The following is a 21,228-nucleotide window of genomic DNA, read 5'->3' as shown; positions in this document are numbered from 1 at the left end:
TCCAGGCTTGTGGCTTGTGGCTTGTGGCTTGTGGCTTGTGGCTTGTGGCTTGTGGCTTGGAGTTTGCCGTTAGGAAAATTCGAGCTCGAGGGCATCGAGCTGATGGTCGAAGCTCTTGAGCCGGGCGCTCCAGGTGTAGACCAGCACTTCGAAGTCGCGATCGATCACCGCGCTGTTGCCTCGGGACTCGCCACGAGGGTCGCAGAAATCCAGTTGGTAGCGCTCCCGGGCCATGGCCGTGGCGACATCCGACAGCTCCCGGGCATTGCTCAGCCAGTGGTGGCCGTCGTCGGCTTGCTTGTCGAGCCGCATGCACTGCGCCTTCAGCGCCTCCAGGCTTTTTTCCAGCGGGGTGCCGGTGAGTTCGCCCATGACCTCGGCGAAGGTCCGCCCGGGCTGCCAGTAGCTACCCCAGAAGTATCGGTCAAAAACGGTTTCGACCCGGCGCAGGGCCACCTTGGTGTCCCAGATGGCCACCAGGGTCTTGCTCTGCTCGAGCTGCCTCTTCTTGATTTTCTGGCTCTGGAACGAGGACCACGCCACCACGCCGATGGCCATCACCGCGATCAAGGCGCTGGCGCTGTCGAGAAACACCATGGCCTTGTCGATCTGGTGGGCCAGCATGACCCCGTAGAAGTAGGTGGCAGACAGCAGTATCAGGGCGCAGAGCGCGCACCAGAAGCCCGGAGCATAAGGGTTTTTCATTATTGGAATCCCCATGGCCATCACGCTTTGATCATGGCAAGGCGCCCGGCACTCGGCGTCTTGCCAACTGATCAAAGCATAGCAACGGCCTCAGGGTTTCGTGGCTGGCGGAGCTTGCGTTCGTCCGCTTTCCCAACCGCCGCCCAGGGCCAGGAACAAGTCGATCTGGCTCATCGCTACCTGGGTGTTGGCCGCCGCCAGCTGGGCGCGCATGTCGGTGTAGGTACGAGTGGCCTGCAAGTCGGCGAGGAACGACGCCCGTCCGGCCTGGAAGAAGCGGTGGGTCTGGTCCGCCGCCACCTGTGCCGACTGCTCGGCGTCGGCCAGGGCATCGCGCCGTTGCAGCTGGGCGCTGTACTGGGCCAGGCCGGTCTGGGTTTCGCGAATGGCGTTGAGCACCACCCCGTCGAAATGCGCCAGGGCCGCCTGGCTCGTCGCCTCGGCTTCGTGGATGCGCTCACGGGCACCGTTGGCCGGCACCGTCCAGCTGATCACCGGGCCGAAACCCCAGCGATTGGTGGAAGCCTTGCCCAGGTTATCGAGGATACCCACGGTGCCCACGGTGGCACCGATGCTGATGTCCGGGTACAGGGCCCCGGTGGCTACCCCAATTTGTGCGGTGGCCGCCGCCAGGTGACGTTCGGCCTGGCGTACATCGGGACGGCGCTTGAGCAGCGCGGCGCCATCGCCCACCGGCAACAGCTGGGCGATATGCGGCAGCTCGGCGCAGCTGGCGGTGCCGGCCGGCAACTGGTCCACCGGCCTGGCCAGCAGCATCGACAGGCGGAACAGCCCCGACTGGCGCGCCGCTTCGTAGCGCGGCAACTCGGCCCGCAGGGACTTGAACTGGGTCTGGGAGCGGGTGACCTGGGTTTCGTCGCCGCGCCCGGCATCGCGCAGGCGCTGGGTCAACTCGGTGCTCTGGGCTTGCAGGCCCAGGGAGTGCTCGGCGATTTCCCGTTCTTCGTTGGCCGCGCAGACCTGGGTGTAGGCCCGCACCACATCCGCCACCAGGGTGATGCGGGCGATGTCCGCCGCGGCCTGGGTCGCATCGGCATTGGCCTTGGCCGCCTCGATGCCGCGCTGCAGGGTGCCGAACAGGTCGAACTGGTAGGAGGTGCTGATGGACAGGTTGCCGACGTTGGCCACCGGCACCTTCTCCGGCAGCAGGAAGGCCTCGCCGGACTCCTGCAGGCGCTCGACCCCAGCCTTGACCCCACCGCTCCAGCCGCCGGCGGCCTGGGCTTCGTCCACCTGGGCCCGGGCCCGGGCCAGGTTGGCCGCCGCTACGCGCAAATCGGTGCTGGAAGCCAGGGCCTGCTGCACCAGCTGGTCCAGGCGCGGATCGTGGTACAGGCGCCACCAATCGCCGGGCACCGGGGCCGAGACCACATTGGCGCCCTTGCCCGCCAACTCGCCTTGCAGGTCCGGGCGTTGCAGCGCCGCATCCTTGGGCAACTGGTAATCCGGCCCGACCTGGCAGGCCGAGAGCAGCAAGCCGAACCCGAGCAGGGCCAAACGCGCGCCGTGGTTCATTGCCCGGGCTCCTGCCGCGGCTGGTCGTCGATGATCGACACCGTGGCGGTGCGCCCGGCGATCATGCGAAAGTCCGCCGGCACATCGTCGAAGGCGATACGCACCGGGATCCGCTGGGCCAGGCGCACCCAGCTGAAAGCCGGGTTGACGTTGGGCAGCAGGTTGCTGCCGCTGCTGCGGTCACGGTCCTCGATCCCGGCGACGATACTCTCCACATGCCCGCGCAGGCGCGCACGGTCGCCCACCACGCGGATATCCACGGCCTGGCCGATATGGATGCCGTCGAGCTTGGTTTCCTCGAAGTAGCCGTCGATATGGAAGGAATTGCTGTCCACCACCGACAGCACCGGGCGCCCGGCAGTGACGAATTCCTGGGGCCGTGGCGCGCGGTCGTTGACGTAGCCATCCACCGGGCTGCGCACCACCGAGCGGTCGAGGTTGAGCTGGGCGCTGTCCACCGCCACCTGGGCCTCGGCCAGGGCCGACTGGGCCCGGGCCTCGCGGGATTGGCTCTCTTCCAGTTGCTCGCGCGGCACCAGGTTGCCCAGGCCGCGGTTGCGCTTGGCCTCGCGCTGGGCCTGGGCCAGGGTTTCCTGGCGGTCGGCCAGGTTCGCCCGGGCCTGGCGCAGGGCCAGGTGGAAGCGGTCCTGGTCGATGCTGAACAGCACCTGGCCACGCTTGACCAGCTGGTTGTCCTTGACCTCTACCTGCTGGATCAGCCCGGAGACATCCGGAGCGATCTGCACGATATCGGCACGGATATGCCCGTCCCGGGTCCAGGGCGCGAACATGTAGTACATCACCATGCGCCAGACCACCACGACCGCGAAGGTCACCACCAATAACGTCAGGACCACACGACCGATGGTCAATAAAGGTTTTTTCATGTCATCAGGTATCGGCTGAGAGAGTCGACGACGCCTAGCAACAAGGCGTAGAGACCCACGTTGAACAGTGCCCGGTGCCAGACCAGGCGATAGAAATGCAGGCGTGTCAGCAAGCCATGCACCAGCAGGTACACGCCATAGGTGATGCCCATCAGCACCAGCAGCGTGGGCAGGAACACCCCGCTGATATCCAGATCACCGATCATAGGGGCGCTCCATCGATGCCAGGGGGAAGGGGTGCTTCATGTTCGCCCGAGGCCACGAACTCGACGCCCGGCAACAGCGCCAGGCGCAGGCCGCTGAGGGCGTGCAGCAGGTGCCGGCGGGTTTCGTCGTCGCCTTGCAGCCGTTGGCTGTCCAGGGCCCGGCGGGTGCGATCCAGGGTCATCAGCAATGGGCTCGGCGCCTCGAGGCGCTCACCGGCCTTGAGGCAGGCCTTGAAGTACTCGCCCACCTCGGCCACCACCTGGCGCAACAGGCCCTGGGCCACGCCCTGGACCCGGGGCGCATAGGCCAGCAGATCCAGCACGTTGAGCGCCACCCGCAGTTCGCGCAGGGCGACGCCGGTGTCCTGGCCGGTCATGGCCAGGCGCGGCAGGTGCTGCATCAGCCGGTCGAGCATTTGCGCGCCCATGTGCCGGTGCTCGGCAAGGGTCGCCGGCTCCGAAAGGCTGACGATGTCGCGCCAGCTGAAGCGGGTCAGGCGCTTGGCCGCCAGTTCCGAACCGAACGGCCGGGCGACCAGGGTCCAGATGAAGGCGAACAGCAAGCCGATGGGGCCTGCCAGGTTGGAGTTGGAAAAGTTCAGGAAATCGGCGTCGTAGGCGCCCTGGATACTGATGAAGGACGCGGTGTTGACGATGGTCAGGAGCATGCCCAGGTAGAACCTGGGCTGCACGGTCAGGGTGCCGACGCAGATGAAGGGCACGGCGAACACCAGCACCAGCATGGCGAAATCGTGCAGGTTGGGCAGGATCAGGAACAGGTAGAGGCTGGCGAACAGCACCGACAGCGCAGTCCAGAAGAAGAACCGGTAGATCTGCGGCGCCGGGTCGTCCATGGCGGCGAAGAAACTGCAAGCCACCGCCGCCAGGATCACCGCGCTGCCACCGTCGGTCCAGCCCAGGAGGATCCACAGCACCGAGGCGACGATGATCGCCAGCACCGTGGAGCCCGCCGAATAGAGCATCAGTCCACGATCGAGGAAGGGCGTCAGCCGGCCCAGGCGCCAATGGCGGTAGACCGCGCGCCAGGTGTCCTGGCTTTCGCACTGGATGGCGTGCTGCAGGCTACGGCAGTCCTGCCACAGGTCGATCCACTCGCCCAGGCGGTACAGGGTATTGGAGAACAGCAACTGGCTCCGATCGTCCAGGGCCCGGGCATCGGGTTGCAGGGCTTCGAGCTCGCCGCGCAGGGCTTGCCAGCGCTGCGTCGAGGCATCCTGGGCGGTACTTTCCAGCCACTCGTCGGCCTTGGCCAGCAAGGGCGCGAAGCGTTCGGCCAGCTCCGGCGCCCGGCGCTCCAGGGCAGACAGGGCGTCGTCCAGGGCGTCCACCACCGGCAGCAGGTGGATCATCCGCCCACGCAGTTCCTTGGTGTTGCGCACCGTCTGCGGCCGCGCGCCTTCATGGGGCAACTGGCCGATCATCATTTCCAGGGTGTTGAAGGTCGCCACCATCGAGGCGCGCAGGGCACTGACTTCCTCGGGCTGCACATTGCGGGTGAGGAAGCGCCGGCTGTAGGTCGCGGCATCGGCGAACCACTTGCCCGCCGATCCGACGAATACCGGGGCCAGGCGCCGGGGCCAGAACATGCTGCCGACCACCGCCGCGCAGATGATGCCGAGGAAGATTTCCTCGGTTCGCGCTTGCGCCACGTCCCACACGGCCAGGGGGTTGTCCACCACCGGCAGGGCGATCATCGGCAAGGTGTAGCCGGCCAGCATCAGCGCGTAGTTGTTGGCGGTGCGCAGGTGCATGGACAGGAACAGCAGGATGCCGGTCCACAGCGCGATGATCACCACCAGCAGGTAGGGGCTCTGCACGAACATCGGTACCAACAGCACCGCGGCCGAGGCGCCAAGGAGGGTACCGATGGCGCGGTACAGCGCCTTGGAACTGGTAGGGCCGACGAACGGGCTGGAGACGATGTACACCGTGGCCATGGCCCAATAGGGACGGGGCATCTGCATCAGCATGGCGATGTACAGGGCGATCATCGAGGCGGCGAAGGTGCGCACGCCGTAGAACCAGTCCCGCGCGGGAGGCACACCGGTAAAAAATCCTTTCAAGATGGCTGCACCGGCGAGTGGTTGGCGGATTCGAAGGCCTGGATCACCCGCAAGGCCGCTTCCAGATCCTGGGCACTGATGCCCGCCAGGACTTCGTGACGCAGGCGCACCAGTTCGCCCTCCACTGCCTGCACCAACTCGCGACCGCTGTCGGTCAGGCTCAGGCACTTGGCCCGGCGGTCATGGGGGTCTTCGCTGCGGCAGACATAACCGGCGGTGCATAGCTGGTCCAGCAGGCGCACCAGGGACGGGCTTTCCATGCCTGCGGCCTGGGCCACGGCGACCTGGCGCACGCCCTCGCCCAGCCGCCCGATCATCAACAGGGGCACTGCGCAGGCTTCGGAGACCCCGAAGTTGATCAGGGTGTTCTGGCAGATCCGACGCCAATGCCGCGCCGCGACCACCATGCCACTGCTGATGTTCATGTGAAGAGATTCAAGGGATTTGGGCACAAGACTGTTCGCATACTGATAGTTTGCTAACTATCAATATGACATCAACGAATATTTTCAGTCAAGTTTTGTAACAAATACCCAGGACAGGTTCCGAATGCGCTTCAACGCTTCCTGGCTTGCTCGTAAACAGCCCCGCGCTCGCGCTTACCAACTGCGACAACAGCCACCACAACGCGCTGCTCGATAACCTTATAGACCAGCCGATAACCCGAGGCCTTGAGCTTGATCTTGTAGCATTCGGGTAAACCGTACAGGGCATCTGCGGGGACTTGGGGCATTTGCAGCCGTTGCGCGAGCTTCTTCTTGAATTGCTCGCGAAGCGTATGGCCCAGCTTGTTCCACTCCTTGAGCGCCGAAGGCAGGAACTCGAGTTTATAAGTCATCCAGACTGACCGGGACGGGAGTCTCCTGACTGCGCGCCCGAACGATCTCGGCCAGTTCCAGATCGTCCAAACGCTCCATCAACGCTTCGAAAACTTCGGCAGGAATCATGTAGCCCATGACCCGGTTGTGGTTCAACACAGCCACCGGGCCACCTTGAGCGCCGTTCAATACCGCTGAAGGATTCTTCTTCAATTCAGATACGCTGACGGCTTTGTCAGCCAGGATACTTTGCATTTTCATGACCTCAATTCAGGTCATGATTCTGGTCTAAATTATCGCTCCCAACAACCACAGCTCATCATCCACCCCGTCCCTTCCTCAACAACACATCCAGTTGGTCCACCACCTCGGCCCAGTCGGCATCGTCGAGGATTTCATCACGTAAAAAATCCGCCTGGCTCTTGCTCCAGAAAAACGCATCCGCCAGGTGCAGTTCCGGTTTCAGCGGGGAATGGGTGGTGATGAAGCGGTCGATGCTCACCGGGTCATCGGCCAGCCCCAGTTGCTTGAACAGCGCTGGCAGGTTGTGGGTCGGTGATTCCATGGTAGGGCTCCTGATCAGTGACAGACTTCGCAGACCTCGGCATTGGGCACCATCCGCAGGTATTCGGCCATGCTCATGTGCACCAGGCTGTGGTGGTTTCCGGCCTCCAGGTAGATGTCCTTCTGGCGGGTCAGCAATGGGTCGATGACCACGTCCAGCCCGTAGGACTCGCCCAGGGCCGGCACCGCGCCACGCTCGCAGTCGTTGAACAGGTACGCCAGGGTGCTTTCCCGGGTGACTCGCCACTGGTCGCTGCCGCGTACCTTGCCCAGGTCCAGGTGGCGGCTGGCCGGCAGCACCGCCATCAGGTAGCGCCCGTGCTGGTCGTCGAGGATCACCGACTTGGCCAGGCGCTCCGCCGGCACTCCCGCCACCCGAGCCGTTTCCAGGCTGCTGGCCGAATGGGGATGGGTTACCAGGTCGAACTGGCAGTGGGCTTGCTCCAGACTGTGTTGCACGGTTCTCGCCATACGCATGATGCACCTCGGTGCCCCGGCCACGGGGACAGGACTGTGACTCCCTGATGCAAGTCTAGGCCGGGTGCGGCCAGGTGCCGGAACAACTTCCCAACGGTGATCCCGGACACTCGCGGCGAGCCGGCGTTATCCACAGGCCGGGAGAGCGCCTGCTCAGCGCCCCGGGCAAGCCCAGCCGCAGGTTTCATAGAGCACGGCCTGGGTGTCGCCGCCGGCATGTTGGTCGAGCTTGCGCCAATGAGCTGGAATCACCGGGAATTCGTCCGGATCGACCCGGCTCATCACCAGCCAGACCCGGCCATTGCCCGGCGGCAGGTCGTCCAGGCGATCGAGGCTGACCTCGGCGTTTTCATCGATCAGGGTGCCGAAGCCATAGCGGTTGGGCCGGGTCGACACGCCTGCCGCGCCAGGCGGCGTGAACAGCCGCGGAGCGGTATGGCTGCGGTCGTAGTAACCCCAGGTCAGGTACCAGAACATATCGCCCAGCACCACCTGGTCGCCAGGCAGGGTATGGCGATTCATGTACTCGACCATGTTGTTGAACTGGTCGTCGGCATCCACGGTGTAGTTGTTCTTCAGGCCCACTGCGAACACCGCCAGCACCACCAGCAGCAGCGCCACGGCCAGGATCTTGAAGCGTTGCGCCAGCCGGTCGACGGCCAGGGCCAGGCACAACGGCAGCCCGAGGGCTGGCACCGTCAGGTAGCGCTCGATGAACACCGGGGAGATGAACGACACCGCGAACACCAGCAAAAGAGGCAAGACGCTGTAGATCACCAGCAAGGTAGCCAGGCGGGACCGGCTGCGATCGCTGCAAAGCAGGTAGGCCAGCACCGCCGCCAGTAATGCTGGCAGGCTGACGAACAACCACCAGGGCATGCCTTCGCCATCGTCCTGGGCCAGCAGTTGCCAGATCATCGAAGGCAATGAACGCAGGGTGACCGGTGGCTCCCAACCGACATCGCCGCCGGCCTTCAATTCATCCATGTGCAGCAGCAGGTCCACCAGCCCCGGCAGCCAGGGCAGGAACAGCAGCACGATGACGACGTTGGCCCACCACCAGCTCCGGCGCCGCAGGAAATGCCGGGCCGTTTCTTCCTGGGGCCGGGCCAGGGCCAGGTAGAGCCAGTGCGAGACCACGCAGAACGCCGTGAAGTAGTGGGTATAGAAACCGGCCGCCATCAGCAACGCGTAGATCACCAGGTAGCGGCGGCGATGTGGCGCCCGCACCCAGTAGACCAGGGCCAGGGTCGCTCCCAGCAGCCACACCCCCAGCAGCGAATACATGCGCACTTCCTGGCTGTAGCGCACGGCGGTAGGCAGCAGCGCCAGCAGCAGGCAGGCCAGCAGCGTGGCCCGCCGGCCGGCCACCAGGTGCATCAACCAGGTCCCGAGGAATACCGCGAGCGCCCCAGGCAACGCACTCATCAGGCGAATCGACAGGATCGAATCGCCGAACAGGCCGATCCAGCCATGCAGCAGGAGGAAATACAGCGGCGGATGGACATCGTAGGCGGCGTGGCTCCAGATGCCCGCCAGCGGGAACTGGGCCAACAAAACACTGGATCCCTCGTCGCCCCAGATCGCCGCCGCCGTCAGCTCGTAGAAACGCAAGGCCAGGGCCAGCAACAGCAGCGGCACCAGCCAGGGCTCACGAAGCAATTGCGCCAGGGGCTGCGAATGCGTGACAGCCTGGCGATACCGCTGCTTGGCCGTTTGCTCGGTACTCGGTACGCCCATCACCACCCTCTGCCGATAGATCTGCGCTCCCGCCCGGAGCCATGACGCGCTGATTGTAGGCCAGAACCCCCAGGGCTTGTGCGTAATGCCGATCAGTCAAGGAGCTTGTAGGAGCGAGGCTTGCCGGCGATGGACTTCAGGGCCTTGCGCCTATCCAGTAGACACGCGCTACCGGTAGCGACCCTCGCGAACAAGCGAGCATCGACCGGCTGCTCCTACAGGGGATCACCTTGCTTAAGTGAACAGCGTGACGTGGCTTGCCCGTGACCTACAGTTGCACGCACCTCGATTCATCACCCGCCTTCGCTACGCGCGCAGCCGCGCTGTCGATCGGCGCACAGCAGAACCGGGCGGATGGCCATATAATCCGCGCAACGGGCCGTCCGCCTCACTCATCAACAGCTGAAGGCTTGTCCTGATGGCCTCCTGAATTAGGGACAATTCATGCGCATCGCTCTCTTCTCGTCATTGCTCCTGGCCACTCTCTGTGCCGGCCAGGCCCAGGCCAGCTCCGACGACTTCTGTGCACCGACCTGGAAGCTCTACTCCCACCGACTGGACGGCTGCAGCAACCTGCCCTTCCTCAGCCCAGGCAACGACAGCCGGGTCAACCTGCGCCTGTTGATGGCCGACCAGGGCAGCCTGGCGCTGGTGCCCCGCGCGCTGACCAAAGATGACCTGAGCCTGGGTTTCGGCCCCGTGCCCTTCCCGACGTACCGCTTGCGGCCACTGGACCCGGCGGACGAGCACGACGGCGACAGCGCCAAGGCAAGCCTGTCTCCCGCTGCCACCGAGCTCAACAGCCGGCTGCAGGCCCTGGGCATCTCCCGCGACAACCAGAAGGCCGCCGGGGACAACTTCATCGAGGGCGAAGGCAGCCGCTGCCGCAGCAACTCGGACGCCAGCGCCCTGGCCTTCGTCGCTCAACTGGACAACCCGCAACTGAGTCCCGCTGACCGCCAGGCCCTGGCCCAGGCCCGGATCAAACTGCTGGGAGCCTGTTCCTGGGAAGCCAACCCGCTGGCCGACCTTCTGCCGGCAAACCTGGCTTCTGCCCCGGCTCGCGACCTGGCCAGCTATCTGCAGGCGAGCGTCCAGTTCTATGACGGTCACTTCGATGACGCGACCAGGGGCTTCACCAGCCTCAAGGACAACGCCCTGCCCTGGCTGGCCGAGACGGCCACCTACATGCTGGCGCGCACCGCTCTCAACCAGGCCCAGCAGAGCGCGCTGGACGAATGGGGCACGGTCAACCTCAAGCTTGTGGATAAGTCGGCGCTGCAACAAGCCGGGGCAGGCTTCGATGCCTACCTGAAAACTTATCCACAGGGGCTCTATGCTGTGTCCGCCCAGGGGCTGATCCGCCGTGTGCACTGGCTGCAAGGCGATACCCGGGCCCTGGCCGATGACTACGGCCAGCAACTGACCCGGAGATCGGACAACTCCGACGACAAGCGCCAGGACGACCTGGTGGCGGAGATCGACTACAAGCTGCTGGACAATCCCGATGCCGATATCCGGGTTCCGCTGCTGCTGGCGGTCCGGGACCTGATGGACATGCGCAAAGATCCATCGTCCAGGCTGACCCGCGAAGCCTTAACGCAACACAAGGCCCTGTTCAGCGAGCAACCGGCCTTGTACGACTATCTGCAAGCGGCCTTCACCTTGTTTGTCGAGCAGCAACCTGCAACAGCGCTCAAGCAATTGCCGACGCAGATTCCGGCCCAACTGGACTACCTGGCCTTCAGCCAGCAGACCCTGCGCGGCATGGCCATGCAGGCCCAGCAAGACTGGAAGGGCGCAACGCAGCTGTGGCTGCAACTGCTGCCCCTGGCCAAGCAACCGTTGCAACGCGAACAACTGGAACTGGCCCTGGCCTACACCTACGAACGCAGCGGCGAACTGGCCAAGGTGTTCGCCGCCGACTCGCCGATCGAGTCCGCCCAGGTGCGCGCCATCCTCCTGCGCCACGTGGCCTCGCCCGAGCTACTGCGCCAGCAAGCTAGCCAGGCCGATTCGCTCGAGGAACGCAACACCGCGTACTTCGTCCTGCTGTACAAGAGCCTGACCCGTGGCCGGTACGCCGCCTTCAGCGAAGACTTGCACAGCGTCAACCAGGGCCTGGATACGAGCCAGGGCAAGGGCGTCCTGTCCAACGACAACATCGGCAACTACCTGGGCTACATCTACGCCGACGGCCCTTCGCTGCAGGTGTTCAACTGGAATGGCCAGGGCGAGGCGGGCGAGAGCGCCAACTACACATGCCCGGGCATTGCCGAAACCGCGGCGAGCTTGCAGAAAGACCCCAAGTCCCCCGCTGGCCTGTTGTGCCTGGCGGAGTTCATACGGCTGAACAACTTCGACCAGATGCCCCTGGATACCAAGCCCGAGGCCGAGCGCCTGGGCGGCACTCCGGACCAGTTCCCGGGCAGCACCTACTCGCGGCTCGACAGCTACCGCAAGGTGATCGACAACCCCAAGGCCAGCCGCGATGAGCGGGCCTTCGCCCTGTACCGGGGGATCTACTGCTACGCCTCCTCCGGCAACAACCGCTGTGGCGGCCAGGGCGTGGAGCCAGAGGTACGCAAGGCCTGGTTCCGCCAGTTGAAGACCAAGCTGGGGGACACCCAGTGGGCCCAGTCGCTGCGTTACTACTGGTGAGGAAATACCTAGGCTGCTGCCTGCTGCCGCTGTGGCTGTGCTGGACGAATCCGGCGGCCGCAGCGGTGGACGCCGCCGACCACGATGCCTTCTGGCTGTGGAGCGGCGTCAAGACCCAACCGGTGCTGGCCCAGGCCAGGACCCTGTACATCCTCCAGGGCCAGGTCAGCCGTTCACGGCGCCAGCCGGCACGGGGTGTCGAGCTCATCGCCCAGGGCCTGCCGGTGTCGCGACTGCGCCAGGAACAGGTGTGGGTGGTGTATCGCGCCCACACCCTGGCCTGGCCGGAGAAGGTCTACCAGCAGTTGCTGGGCCAGGTGCAGCGCTGGCAGAACAGCGGCACCCGGGTGGTGGGTATCCAGATCGACTTCGACAGCGGCACCCGTGACCTGGAGCGCTACGGGCAGTTCCTGCGGGACCTGCGCCAGCGCCTGCCGGCGCAGTACCGCCTGAGCATCACCGGCCTGATGGACTGGGGCAGCAACGCCGACCCGCAAGCCATCGGCCAACTCCAGGGCGTGGTGGATGAAGTGGTGGTGCAGACCTACCAAGGCCGCCACAGCATCGCCAACTATGGCGCCTACCTGCCACGCCTGGACCGCATGGGCCTGCCCTACAAGGTCGGGTTGATCCAGGGTGGCGCCTGGCAGGAACCCCAGGCGCTGCGCGACAGCCCCTGGTTCAAAGGCTACGTGGTGTTCCTGCAGAACCCTGGCTAGCCAGCGGATACACCGACTCCCAGCCACCGCCCAGGGCCTTGTACAAACCGACCATGGCCAGGGATACCCCGGCGGAGCTTTCCACCAGCTGTTCCTGGGTGGCCAGCAAGGCGCCCTGCACGGTCAGGACGTTGACGAAGTCCACCACCCCCTCGATGTACTGCTGCTGCGCGGTACGCAGGGCGATCTGGTTCTGCCGCACCGCCTCGGCGAGGCTGTCGCGCCGCAGTTGGCTGGCGTTGTAGCGAGTCAGCTGGTCGTCGATTTCATGCCAGGCCCGCAGCACGGTCTGCTGGTAGGCCACCGCCGCTTCCTGCTGCTGGGCTTCACGCAGCTTGAGCACGCCGCGCAGGCGACCGCCGTCGAACAGCGGCAGGCTGAACTGCGGGCCGAAGCTGTACTGCCGGGAGTTCCAGGAGCCGAAGTCCGCCAACTGCATGGCCTGGGAGCCGAAGTTGCCGGACAGGGTGATGCGCGGATAGAAATCCCCCTTGGCCACGCCGATGCTGGCCGTGGCCGCATGCAACCGCGCCTCGGCCTGGCGGATGTCTGGACGGCGCTCGGCCAGTTGCGAAGGCAGGCCGATCGCCAACCGCACCGGTGGCTGCGGCACTGGCGCATCGCCGGCCAACTCCTTCTGCAAGGCCTGGGGCGGCTCGCCCAACAGCAGGCTCAGGGCATTGATCAACTGCGCCTGGCGCTGCTGCAACTCCGGCAGGCGCGCCTCGATGGTGGCGACCTGGGCCGCGGCCTCGGCCACGTCCAGGTCGGTGGCCACCCCGTCGGCCAGGCGCAATTGCGAAAGCTTCAGGCTGTGGCGCGCAACCTCCAGGTTCTGCTCGGTGACGGCCCGGGTGCTTTGTACGCTGCGTAATTGGATGTAGTCCTGGGCGGTTTCCGCCAGCACCGACAGCAACACTACGCGCCGGTCATTTTCCGCCACCTCCAGGCTGGCATCGGCGGCCTCGGTCTCGCGCCGCACGCGGCCCCAGAAATCCAGCTCCCAGGAGGCCGAGAAGCCGGCCTCCCAGAGGTTGAAGTCGGACTTGCCCTGGTGCCCGGAGGGGTCGTTCAGGCCTTCGGCGCTGTTGCGCTTGCGTCCATAGCCGCCATTGGCGGCAGTGCCAGGATAGCGTTGGGCGGTGATCACCTGGCGCGCTGCCCTGCTCTGCTGCAAGCGACTGGTGGCCAGTTGCAAGTCGAGGTTGTCGGCCAGGGCCCGACGGCTCAGGGCCGACAGTTGCGCATCGGCGAACACTTCCCACCAGCGCTCTTGCAGGGTGCTGTCCACCGCCTGGCTGTCGGCGGCCTGTGCCGGCGTCGGCCAGGCCTGGAGCTGGGTGGCTTGGGGCCGCTGGAAATCCGGGCCGACAGTGCACGCGGCCAGTGCCAACAAGCTCACTGCCAGCAGAGTACGGGCCCCGTGGCTGCTGTATTCAAGGCTCATCGCTGGGTCACCTCACGGGCGCTGGTGGCGGAGCTGCGGGTATCGACGCTGGCTTCCACCGACATGCCCACACGCAGGCGCTCGGCCATTGCCTGGTTGGGGTCCAGGAGAATCTTCACCGGGATGCGCTGCACCACCTTGGTGAAGTTGCCCGTGGCGTTGTCCGGCTTCACTGCGGCGAAGGTCACGCCAGTGGCCGGGGCCAGGCTTTCGACACGGCCATGCAGGGTCTCGCCGCCGAGGCTGTCGACACGCACCTCGGCCACTTGCCCGGCACGCATGGCAGCGAGCTGGGTTTCCTGGAAATTGGCCACGACATAGGCCTGTTGCAGCGGCACTACGGCGAGGATCTTGCTGCCGGGGGTGACGTAGGCACCGACCCGCACCGCGCGCTCGCCGACCATGCCGTCGACCGGGGCGACGATGCGGGTGTAGGACAGCTCGTAGCTGGCCATTTCCAGGGCCGCCTGGGCCCGTTTCAGGCCACCTTCGGCGGCATCGCGCTGGGCGGTGAGGACTTCCACCTGCTTGCGTTCCGCCGCCAGGGCCGCCGTGGTCGTCGCCAGCCGGGCGCTGGCCTGGTCGATGCGGGTACGTGCTTGCTGGGCGTTCTGCACGGTGCCGGCGCCGACCCCGGCCAGGTGGTTGTAGCGATTGAGCTCATGCTGGGCGAAATCCATCTCGGCCCGGGCAGCCACCACCGCGGCCTGGGCCTGGGCGATCACCGAGCTCTGGCGGTCCAGGGTCGCCCGGGCGTTCTGCAATTGCGCCTTGGCCACCAGGGTCTCGGCGTCCGCCGCCTGGGCCGCGGCCCGCAGGTCGCGATCATCGATCAGCGCCAGCAGTTGCCCGGCCTTGACCTGCTGGTTGTCTTCCACCAGCACCTCCTTGATGAACCCCGCCACGCGGGGCGCCACCAGGGTGTAGTCGGCGACGATGAAGGCATCGTTGGTGCTCTGCTCGCCGGAGCGGCCGAACAGCCCCGGCGCCACCAGGTAGGCCAGCACGCCGAGGGCCGCTACCGCCGCCACCGCGATGGCGATCTTGTCTTTGCTTGCAATAGTCATGGGAATTCTTCCGTATCAATCAGCGTTCAAACAGGCGCACGCGGCGGATACATCCGCGTCGGCAGCCAGAAAATCAGCAGGATCAGCGCAGCGGCCACCCCTGCCATGCACAAAAAGAGGTCGGCACAGGTCAGGACCACCGCCTGCTGGTGCAGGCGCGCGGCCAGGCCGGGCACCCGGTCGTCCACCAGGGGCGAGTTGCCCAGGCTGTCCACCAGCATGGTGGAGTGCACATGCAGGCGGTGCGTGGTCAGCGCGTCCAGGACCCCAGTGGCGACCACCGCCGCCAGGCCCTTGACCGTGTTGAACCAGGACGATGCGAAAGGCCCTTCCACCGGTGCGATGCTGCCCGTGGCGAGCATCAGCAAGGGCAGCACCGCCATCGGCTGGCCGAAGATCTGCAGCAGTTGCAGCACATAGAAATCATCGCGGATCCAGGCCGAGGTCAGGTGCGTGCCCCCCAGGCACGACAGGGTCAGCATGCCCAGGCCGATCCCCAGCACCCAGCGGCAGTCGACCCAGCTCAGGTTGCACAAGGCCGCCACCAGCGGCAGCGCAATCAGTTGCGGCAAGGCCATCACCAGCATCACCGGCGCCGTCTGCAACGGCCGGTAGCCCTGGACCTGGGCCAGGAAGGAAGACGGGATGATGATCACCGCGGTGAGCACCACCAGCACCCCGGCCAGGGTCAGCAGGGAGAACGACAGGTTGCGGATGCCCAGCATCTGCAGCTTGAAGAAGGGAATCGGCTGCGACCATTCATTGATCATGAACAACACCAGCAGGATCAGGCCGCCACCGAGCAACAGGGTGATCAATGACGACTCGAACCAGTCCAGGCGATTGCCCTGCAAGATGCCGATCACCAGCATGCAGATCGCCGGGAAGCCCAGCAGCAGGCCGCGCCAGTTGAATTGCTTGAAACGCTCCAGGCGCAGCGGGTCCTGGGGCAGGCCGTAGGCGACCGCCGCCATGGCCAGCAAGCAAGGCCCCACCACCTGCCAGAAGGCCCAGCGCCAGCCCACGTACTCGGTCCACAGCGCCGCCAGCGGCGTGCCCAGGCTCGGGCCGAAGGTGGCGGTCAGGGCATAGCTGGCCAGGCCGTAGAGCTTGACGTTGGCCGGCAGGAAACGCAGGGCCACGGTCATCAGCATCGGCGGCAAGGCGCCACCAGCCAGGCCTTGCAGGGTCCGCAGGAGCAACAGGCTTTCGTAGTTGGGGGCGAAGGGACACAAGATCCCCAGCAGGGTGAACAGCGCGATGGCACAGAGGGTGAAGCGCCGCAGGGAAAAGGTCACCGAACACCATGGCGCGAACGCCATGGCAGCCACCGAGGTGGCGGTGTAGCAGGCCACCAGCCAGGTGCCTTCGTCATAGCCGATGAACAGCGCGCCGCGGATATCCGCCAGGGCGATCTTGGTCACCATCTCGTTGAGGCCGGAGACCAGCACCGCCAACAACACACCCACCAGCCCGATGACAATCCGCAGCCCAAAGGCTTGCGCAGGGGGGGCCGCCGGCTTGCTGGCGGCTTCGACCGAAGCAGGCGCAGCGACAGCGAGGAAACTCATGGACGTACTGCTCCAGATAAAGAAATACCAGAGCAGTTTATGAACAGCCAGTACTGACGAAAACTGACTTATCGGAACTTAATAAATGCACCAAACGCAATGATCGGCGCCCCTGCGTCAGGATCCCTGCTGGGCTTGCTTCCAGGTCTCGTGGCAGCAGGTGCGGACCACCTCGCGAAACCACTTGTGGGCCTGGTCCTTGTCATCTCGCGGATGCCAGGACTGGTTGAGGATCAGGGTCGGCAGGGGGATCGGCAGTACGAAGGAGCGCAGCCGCAGGCCCAGGCGCCGAACGCTGAGTTGGGACTCCTTGGGCACCGGCAGGATCAGGTCCGAGTCCGGCAGCATGAACATCGCGGCGTGGAAGCCCGGGGCGATCATCGGTACCCGGCGCTTGAGCCCCAGTTCGGCCAGCGCTGCGTCGATCGGGCCACGGGCGATGCCGCGCCGGGACATGCTGATGTGGGGATAGGCGGCAAACCGCTCGGCGGTGATCTCTTCGGCCAGCAACGGATGGTCTTCACGCACCAGGCCGACGAAGTTGGTGGTGAACAGGTTCTGCACCTTCACTTCCGGGCTCAGGGGCCGGGTATTGCTGATGCGCAGGTCGATCCGCCCTTCGCGCAGGGCCTCGTCGTCACCATCGCCTACGGGGACGAAGCGCAGCTCGCACAGCGGCGCCTGACGCTCGAGGATATCGATCAGGCGACCACCGTAGACACCGACGAAGAAGTCGTTGGCACGCACGCTGAAGCGCCGCTGCAGCGAAGCGAGATCGATGGTGTCCGCCGAACGGAACACCAGTGCCGCCTGCTCCACCAGCTCATGCACCTGGGCCCGCAGCTCCAGGGCCTTGGACGTCGGCACCAGGCCGCGCCCGGCGCGCACCAGCACCGGATCGCCCAGGGCTTCGCGGATTCGCGTCAGGGTCCGGCTCATGGCCGCCGGGCTGAGGTTCATGCGGCGCGCGGCGCCCACCACGCTGCCCTCGTCCAGCAGGATGTCGAGGGCCACCAGGAGATTCATGTCCGGAAGTTGCATTCTGAGCACTCATGACTGATCGATGATGACTGGAACGCAATCCTAGCAGGATTGCGGGTCGCGATCCTGAGCGGGACCAACCCACGCCACGGCTTGCCGGGACAGACGGCCCCGAAGGGCCGTCCGGCGAACGAGCATGGCGCAGGGTAGGGATCAGCGTTCGTGCAGGGCTTCGGCGCGGGCGCGGATGATCGGCTTGAGCAGGTAGCTGAGGATGCTCTTCTTGCCGGTGATGATGTCCACCGAGGCCACCATCCCGGGGATGATCAGCAGCGGCTTGTCGTCACTGCCCAGGTGGCTGCGCTCGGTGCGCAGCTTGATCATGTAGTAGGTGGTCTTCTTGTCTTCGTCGGTGATGGTGTCGGCGCCGATCTGCTCCAGGCGGGCCTTGAGGCCGCCGTAGATGGTGTAGTCATAGGCGCTGAACTTGACGATCGCTTCTTGCCCCGGATGCAGGAAGGCGATGTCCTGGGGACGGATCTTGGCTTCCACCAGCAAGGTGTCGTCCAGCGGCACGATCTCCACCATGTCGCTGCCCGGCTGGATCACCCCGCCGATGGTGTTGACCATCAACTGCTTGACGATGCCGCGCACCGGTGTTGTGACCATGGTCCGGCTGACCCGGTCCTCCAGGGCCTTGCCGGTGGCGCTGGCCTTGTTCAGTTCGGTGCGGGCCTCGTTGAGCTGGGTCAGGGCCTCGCTGCGGAACTTGCCGCGGGTTTCGTCGATCTTGCGCTGCACTTCCTTGATCGCCGACTCGGCGCGTGGAATCGCCAGGGTGGTGGCGTCCAGCTGGCCACGGGTCTCGACCTCGGCCCGCTTGAGCCGCAGCACTTCCACCGGCGACACCGCGCCCTGGGCCACCAGCGGCTCGGACATGTTGATTTCCTGGCGTTGCAGGCCCAGTTGCTGGCGGTACTGCGCCTGCTTGGAGTTGAACTCGCGCAGCTCCTGCTGCTTCTGGATCAGTTGCTCTTGCATGCCACCGATCTCGTCATGCAGCTGCTGGCGCCGGCTCTCGTACAGGGACTTCTCGCTGGCCGCCTGGCCCGGGGCATCCCGCAGCGCGTCCTCGGGGAAGTTCAGCGGACGCTCCTCCACCTCGGCGCTCAGGCGCTCGACCCGCAGCAGCATGGACAGGCGCACGGTCTCGGTTTCGCCGACGTTGGACTGGAAGCGCGTGTCGTCCAGGCGGATCAGCGGCGCGCCGGCCTCTACCACCTGGCCTTCCTTGACGTACAGCTCGGCAACGATCCCGCCTTCAAGGTTCTGGATCTTCTGCACCTTGGAGGAAGGAATCGCCTTGCCCTCGCCCTTGGTCACTTCGTCGATCACCGCGAAGTTGGCCCACAGCAGCATGAACAGGAAGAAGGCGATGATGCCCCAGATGGTCAGGCGGATGACCCGTGGCGTATCTTCGATCAGGGCCTTGTTGACCTCGGGCAGCGGCTGCCCCTGGAGGGAATCGCTGCCCTTGAAGTAACGGCGGATCGAGTCCCTGATTTGCGGCTTAAGCAACACTGATCTGCCCCTTCTTCAACGCTTCCATGACCACTGCCTTCGGACCATCGGCCAGGATCTGCCCACGGTCGACCACCAGCAGCCGGTCGACCAACGACAACAGCGAGGCCCGGTGGGTCACCAGGACCACGGTCTTGGTCTGCACCACCGCTTCCAGGCGCTGTTTCAAGCGCTCCTCACCGGTGTTGTCCATGGCGCTGGTGGGCTCGTCGAGCAGCAGGATCTGCGGGTTGAGCAACAGGGCGCGGGCCAGGGCGACGTTCTGTCGCTGGCCGCCGGACAGGTTCTGCCCGCGCTCGCCAACTTGCAGTTCGTACCCCTGGGGATGCAGGCGGGCGAACTCGTGGACCCCCGCCAGCTCGGCGGCCTGCAGCACCAGCTCGTCCTCGACGTAGCGGGCGCCGGAAGTCAGGTTGTCGCGCAGGCTGCCGGCCAGCAGCTGGATGTCCTGGGGCACGTAGCCGATGTTGTGGCGCAGCTCGCTGACGTCGATTTGGCGGATGTCCACGCCGTCCACCAGCAAGGCTCCGGAGTCCGGCTGGTAGAGGCCCACCAGCAACTTGGCCAGGGAGCTCTTGCCCGAGCCGCTGCGGCCGATGATGCCGATCTTCTCGCCCGGCTTGATCACCAGGTTGATGTTCTTCAGCGCCGGATTCTGCTGGCCCGGGTAGGTGAAGTTCAGCTGCCGGCATTCGATGGCGCCCTGCAGCACGCTACGGCTCAGCGGACGCTCGCCGAAGTTGCGCTCCTGGGGCAGCTCCATCATCTGGTCCACCGAGGTCATGGTGACGCGGGCCTGCTGGTAGCGGGTCAGCAGGCCGGACAGCGAAGCCAGCGGGCTCAGGGCGCGGCCGCTGAGCATGTAGCAGGCGATCAGGCCGCCCATGCTGAGGTTGCCGTCGATGATCTGGTATACGCCGAAGATGATCATCACCACCCCGGCCAGTTGCTGGATCAGCAGGGTGATGTTCATCGCCAGGCTGGAGAGCATCTTGACCCGCAGCTCGAGGCGGCTGAGGGTGCCGATGGTCTGCTCCCACTGGTACTGGCGCTCGCTCTCGGCGTTGTTGACCTTGACCGCATCCAGCCCGGCCAGGGTCTCGATCAGGCTCGACTGGCGCTCGGCGCCCAGGGCCATGGTCTTTTCCATGGTCGCCACCAGGGGCTTCTGCAATGCATAGCCGATACCCAGGGCAATGGGGAAGGCCAGCACCGGGATCCACACCAGGTGCCCGCCGAGGATGGCGATCACCAGGAAGATCAGCAGGGTGAAGGGCAGGTCGATGAGACTGGTAAGGGTCAGCGAGGCAAGGAAGTCCCGCAGGCTCTGGAACTCGTGGATGTTCTGGGCAAAGCTGCCGACCCGCGGTGGACGGTACTTCATGGCCATGCCGACGATGCGCTCGAACAGCGTGGCGGAGATGATCAGGTCGGTCTTCTTCCCGGCAAGGTCCAGGCACAGACTGCGCAAACCCTTGAGGATCAGGTCGAAGACATAGGCGCCGATGATGCCGATGGACAACATCCACAGGGTCGCGGTCGCCTGGTTGGGCACCACCCGGTCGTAGACGTTCATCACGAACAGCGGCGCGGCCATGGCGATGATGTTGATCAGCAGGCTGGCGGCGACGGCATCGATGTACAGCCAGCGCGAGCGCTTGAGGGTATCGCGGAACCAGGAGCGGGCCCGAGGGATCAGCGAACCGTGGTTGACGTCGAACTTGTGCTGGGGCTGGGCGAAGAACACCTGCCCGATATAGTCGTCGGCCAGCAGCTCGCGGTTGACGCAGACCTCGCCGCCATCGCTCTCGCTGAGCAACAGCCGCGCCTGGTCATCGCCCTGCCAGCCCAGCAGCACGGCGCTGCGGCCGTCCTTGAGCAACAGCAGGGCGGGCATGGCGATGCTCGGGATCTGTTCCAGCTTGCGCCGCAGGACGCGGCCCTGGAGCCCGGCCCGGGCCGCTGCGCGAGGCAGCAGCGCGGCGCTCAGGCGCTGGGACGGCAATGGCAGGCCGGTGGTCAGCATTGCCGCGCTGGCGGGCTTCTGGTGCAAGAAGCAGAGGGTCAGCAAACCGTCCAGCAAAGGGTCGTCATGCATACCGCGTGGATCATGATGGAGCTGCACTCGACGGACTTCTGATTCCACTCTCGACACTCTTGGCTGGCTATAAGGATGAAATTAGC

The 21,228-nt window shown here is 65.4% G+C and carries 19 protein-coding genes; 2 read left to right on the top strand and 17 right to left on the bottom strand.

Translation table 11 applies throughout. From position 1 onward, the window contains the following. Positions 1-69 precede the first annotated feature (69 nt). From AC3WK8_RS11705 to AC3WK8_RS11655, 11 genes are all read right to left on the bottom strand, one after another. A complete protein-coding gene (locus AC3WK8_RS11705) occupies positions 70-705 on the bottom strand; it encodes an NADH:ubiquinone oxidoreductase subunit N (RefSeq protein ID WP_085598060.1) in 636 nt (211 codons plus the stop codon). A gap of 90 nt (positions 706-795) precedes the next feature. Further along, positions 796-2,241: an efflux transporter outer membrane subunit gene (locus tag AC3WK8_RS11700; protein ID WP_103324803.1), complete on the bottom strand. Its 1,446-nt coding sequence runs from the start codon at positions 2,239-2,241 to the stop codon at positions 796-798. Further along, positions 2,238-3,128 carry an efflux RND transporter periplasmic adaptor subunit gene (locus AC3WK8_RS11695; protein ID WP_031321298.1) on the bottom strand — a complete coding sequence of 297 codons (891 nt, stop codon included), beginning with the start codon at positions 3,126-3,128 and terminating at the stop codon, positions 2,238-2,240. The genes AC3WK8_RS11700 and AC3WK8_RS11695 overlap by 4 nt, the downstream gene beginning before the upstream one ends. Continuing rightward, positions 3,125-3,334: a DUF1656 domain-containing protein gene (locus tag AC3WK8_RS11690; protein WP_022643266.1), complete on the bottom strand. Its 210-nt coding sequence runs from the start codon at positions 3,332-3,334 to the stop codon at positions 3,125-3,127. The genes AC3WK8_RS11695 and AC3WK8_RS11690 overlap by 4 nt, the downstream gene beginning before the upstream one ends. Continuing rightward, positions 3,331-5,418 carry an FUSC family protein gene (locus AC3WK8_RS11685; protein WP_103324804.1) on the bottom strand — a complete coding sequence of 696 codons (2,088 nt, stop codon included), beginning with the start codon at positions 5,416-5,418 and terminating at the stop codon, positions 3,331-3,333. The genes AC3WK8_RS11690 and AC3WK8_RS11685 overlap by 4 nt, the downstream gene beginning before the upstream one ends. Beyond that, complete coding sequence (locus AC3WK8_RS11680; RefSeq protein ID WP_022643265.1) at positions 5,415-5,843, bottom strand: MarR family winged helix-turn-helix transcriptional regulator; 429 nt, start codon at positions 5,841-5,843, stop codon at positions 5,415-5,417. Before AC3WK8_RS11680 ends, AC3WK8_RS11685 begins: the two co-directional genes overlap by 4 nt. A gap of 131 nt (positions 5,844-5,974) precedes the next feature. Then, the gene (locus AC3WK8_RS11675; RefSeq protein ID WP_103324805.1) at positions 5,975-6,256 is read right to left on the bottom strand and encodes a type II toxin-antitoxin system RelE family toxin; all 282 of its coding nucleotides are present in this window, start codon (positions 6,254-6,256) and stop codon (positions 5,975-5,977) included. Beyond that, positions 6,246-6,491 (bottom strand): type II toxin-antitoxin system prevent-host-death family antitoxin, encoded by a 246-nt coding sequence (locus AC3WK8_RS11670; protein WP_085598199.1) that lies wholly within the window; start codon positions 6,489-6,491, stop codon positions 6,246-6,248. Before AC3WK8_RS11670 ends, AC3WK8_RS11675 begins: the two co-directional genes overlap by 11 nt. 64 nt (positions 6,492-6,555) lie before the next feature. Further along, positions 6,556-6,801, bottom strand: a complete 246-nt coding sequence (locus AC3WK8_RS11665; RefSeq protein WP_022643262.1) for a DUF2789 domain-containing protein — start codon at positions 6,799-6,801, stop codon at positions 6,556-6,558. Between the two features lie 14 nt (positions 6,802-6,815). Next, positions 6,816-7,277 (bottom strand): aminoacyl-tRNA deacylase, encoded by a 462-nt coding sequence (locus tag AC3WK8_RS11660; protein ID WP_085598056.1) that lies wholly within the window; start codon positions 7,275-7,277, stop codon positions 6,816-6,818. 153 nt (positions 7,278-7,430) lie between these two features. Then, positions 7,431-9,017, bottom strand: coding sequence for a glycosyltransferase family 39 protein (locus tag AC3WK8_RS11655; RefSeq protein ID WP_085598055.1), 1,587 nt, complete (start codon positions 9,015-9,017; stop codon positions 7,431-7,433). 444 nt (positions 9,018-9,461) lie between these two features. On the opposite strand from AC3WK8_RS11655, the gene AC3WK8_RS11650 reads away from it, so the two are divergent. Continuing rightward, entirely contained in the window at positions 9,462-11,678 is a 2,217-nt protein-coding gene (locus AC3WK8_RS11650; RefSeq protein WP_103324806.1) for a PA5441 family protein, read from the top strand. Further along, positions 11,648-12,397: a DUF3142 domain-containing protein gene (locus AC3WK8_RS11645; RefSeq protein ID WP_103324807.1), complete on the top strand. Its 750-nt coding sequence runs from the start codon at positions 11,648-11,650 to the stop codon at positions 12,395-12,397. Before AC3WK8_RS11650 ends, AC3WK8_RS11645 begins: the two co-directional genes overlap by 31 nt. Here AC3WK8_RS11645 and AC3WK8_RS11640 read toward each other — a convergent pair. The 6 genes from AC3WK8_RS11640 to AC3WK8_RS11615 all read right to left on the bottom strand — a co-directional run bounded on the left by AC3WK8_RS11640 (position 12,360) and on the right by AC3WK8_RS11615 (position 21,190). After that, positions 12,360-13,844 (bottom strand): efflux transporter outer membrane subunit, encoded by a 1,485-nt coding sequence (locus AC3WK8_RS11640; protein WP_103324808.1) that lies wholly within the window; start codon positions 13,842-13,844, stop codon positions 12,360-12,362. The two genes, AC3WK8_RS11645 and AC3WK8_RS11640, sit on opposite strands and share 38 nt — an antisense overlap. Next, positions 13,841-14,911, bottom strand: a complete 1,071-nt coding sequence (locus AC3WK8_RS11635) for an HlyD family secretion protein (RefSeq protein WP_085598051.1) — start codon at positions 14,909-14,911, stop codon at positions 13,841-13,843. The genes AC3WK8_RS11640 and AC3WK8_RS11635 overlap by 4 nt, the downstream gene beginning before the upstream one ends. Before the next feature lie 26 nt (positions 14,912-14,937). After that, positions 14,938-16,482, bottom strand: a complete 1,545-nt coding sequence (locus AC3WK8_RS11630) for an MFS transporter (RefSeq protein ID WP_103324809.1) — start codon at positions 16,480-16,482, stop codon at positions 14,938-14,940. Positions 16,483-16,599: 117 nt separating this feature from the next. Further along, positions 16,600-17,523, bottom strand: a complete 924-nt coding sequence (locus tag AC3WK8_RS11625; protein ID WP_085598049.1) for a LysR family transcriptional regulator — start codon at positions 17,521-17,523, stop codon at positions 16,600-16,602. Between the two features lie 153 nt (positions 17,524-17,676). Continuing rightward, positions 17,677-19,044, bottom strand: coding sequence for an HlyD family type I secretion periplasmic adaptor subunit (locus tag AC3WK8_RS11620; RefSeq protein WP_085598048.1), 1,368 nt, complete (start codon positions 19,042-19,044; stop codon positions 17,677-17,679). Continuing rightward, a complete protein-coding gene (locus AC3WK8_RS11615; protein ID WP_103324810.1) occupies positions 19,034-21,190 on the bottom strand; it encodes a type I secretion system permease/ATPase in 2,157 nt (718 codons plus the stop codon). The genes AC3WK8_RS11620 and AC3WK8_RS11615 overlap by 11 nt, the downstream gene beginning before the upstream one ends. Positions 21,191-21,228 lie beyond the last annotated feature (38 nt).

The sequence above is a fragment of the Pseudomonas sp. FW507-12TSA genome (genome assembly GCF_058781435.1).
The sequence above is the reverse complement of the archived record's forward strand: the minus strand, read 5'-3'. Positions and strand labels throughout refer to the sequence as shown.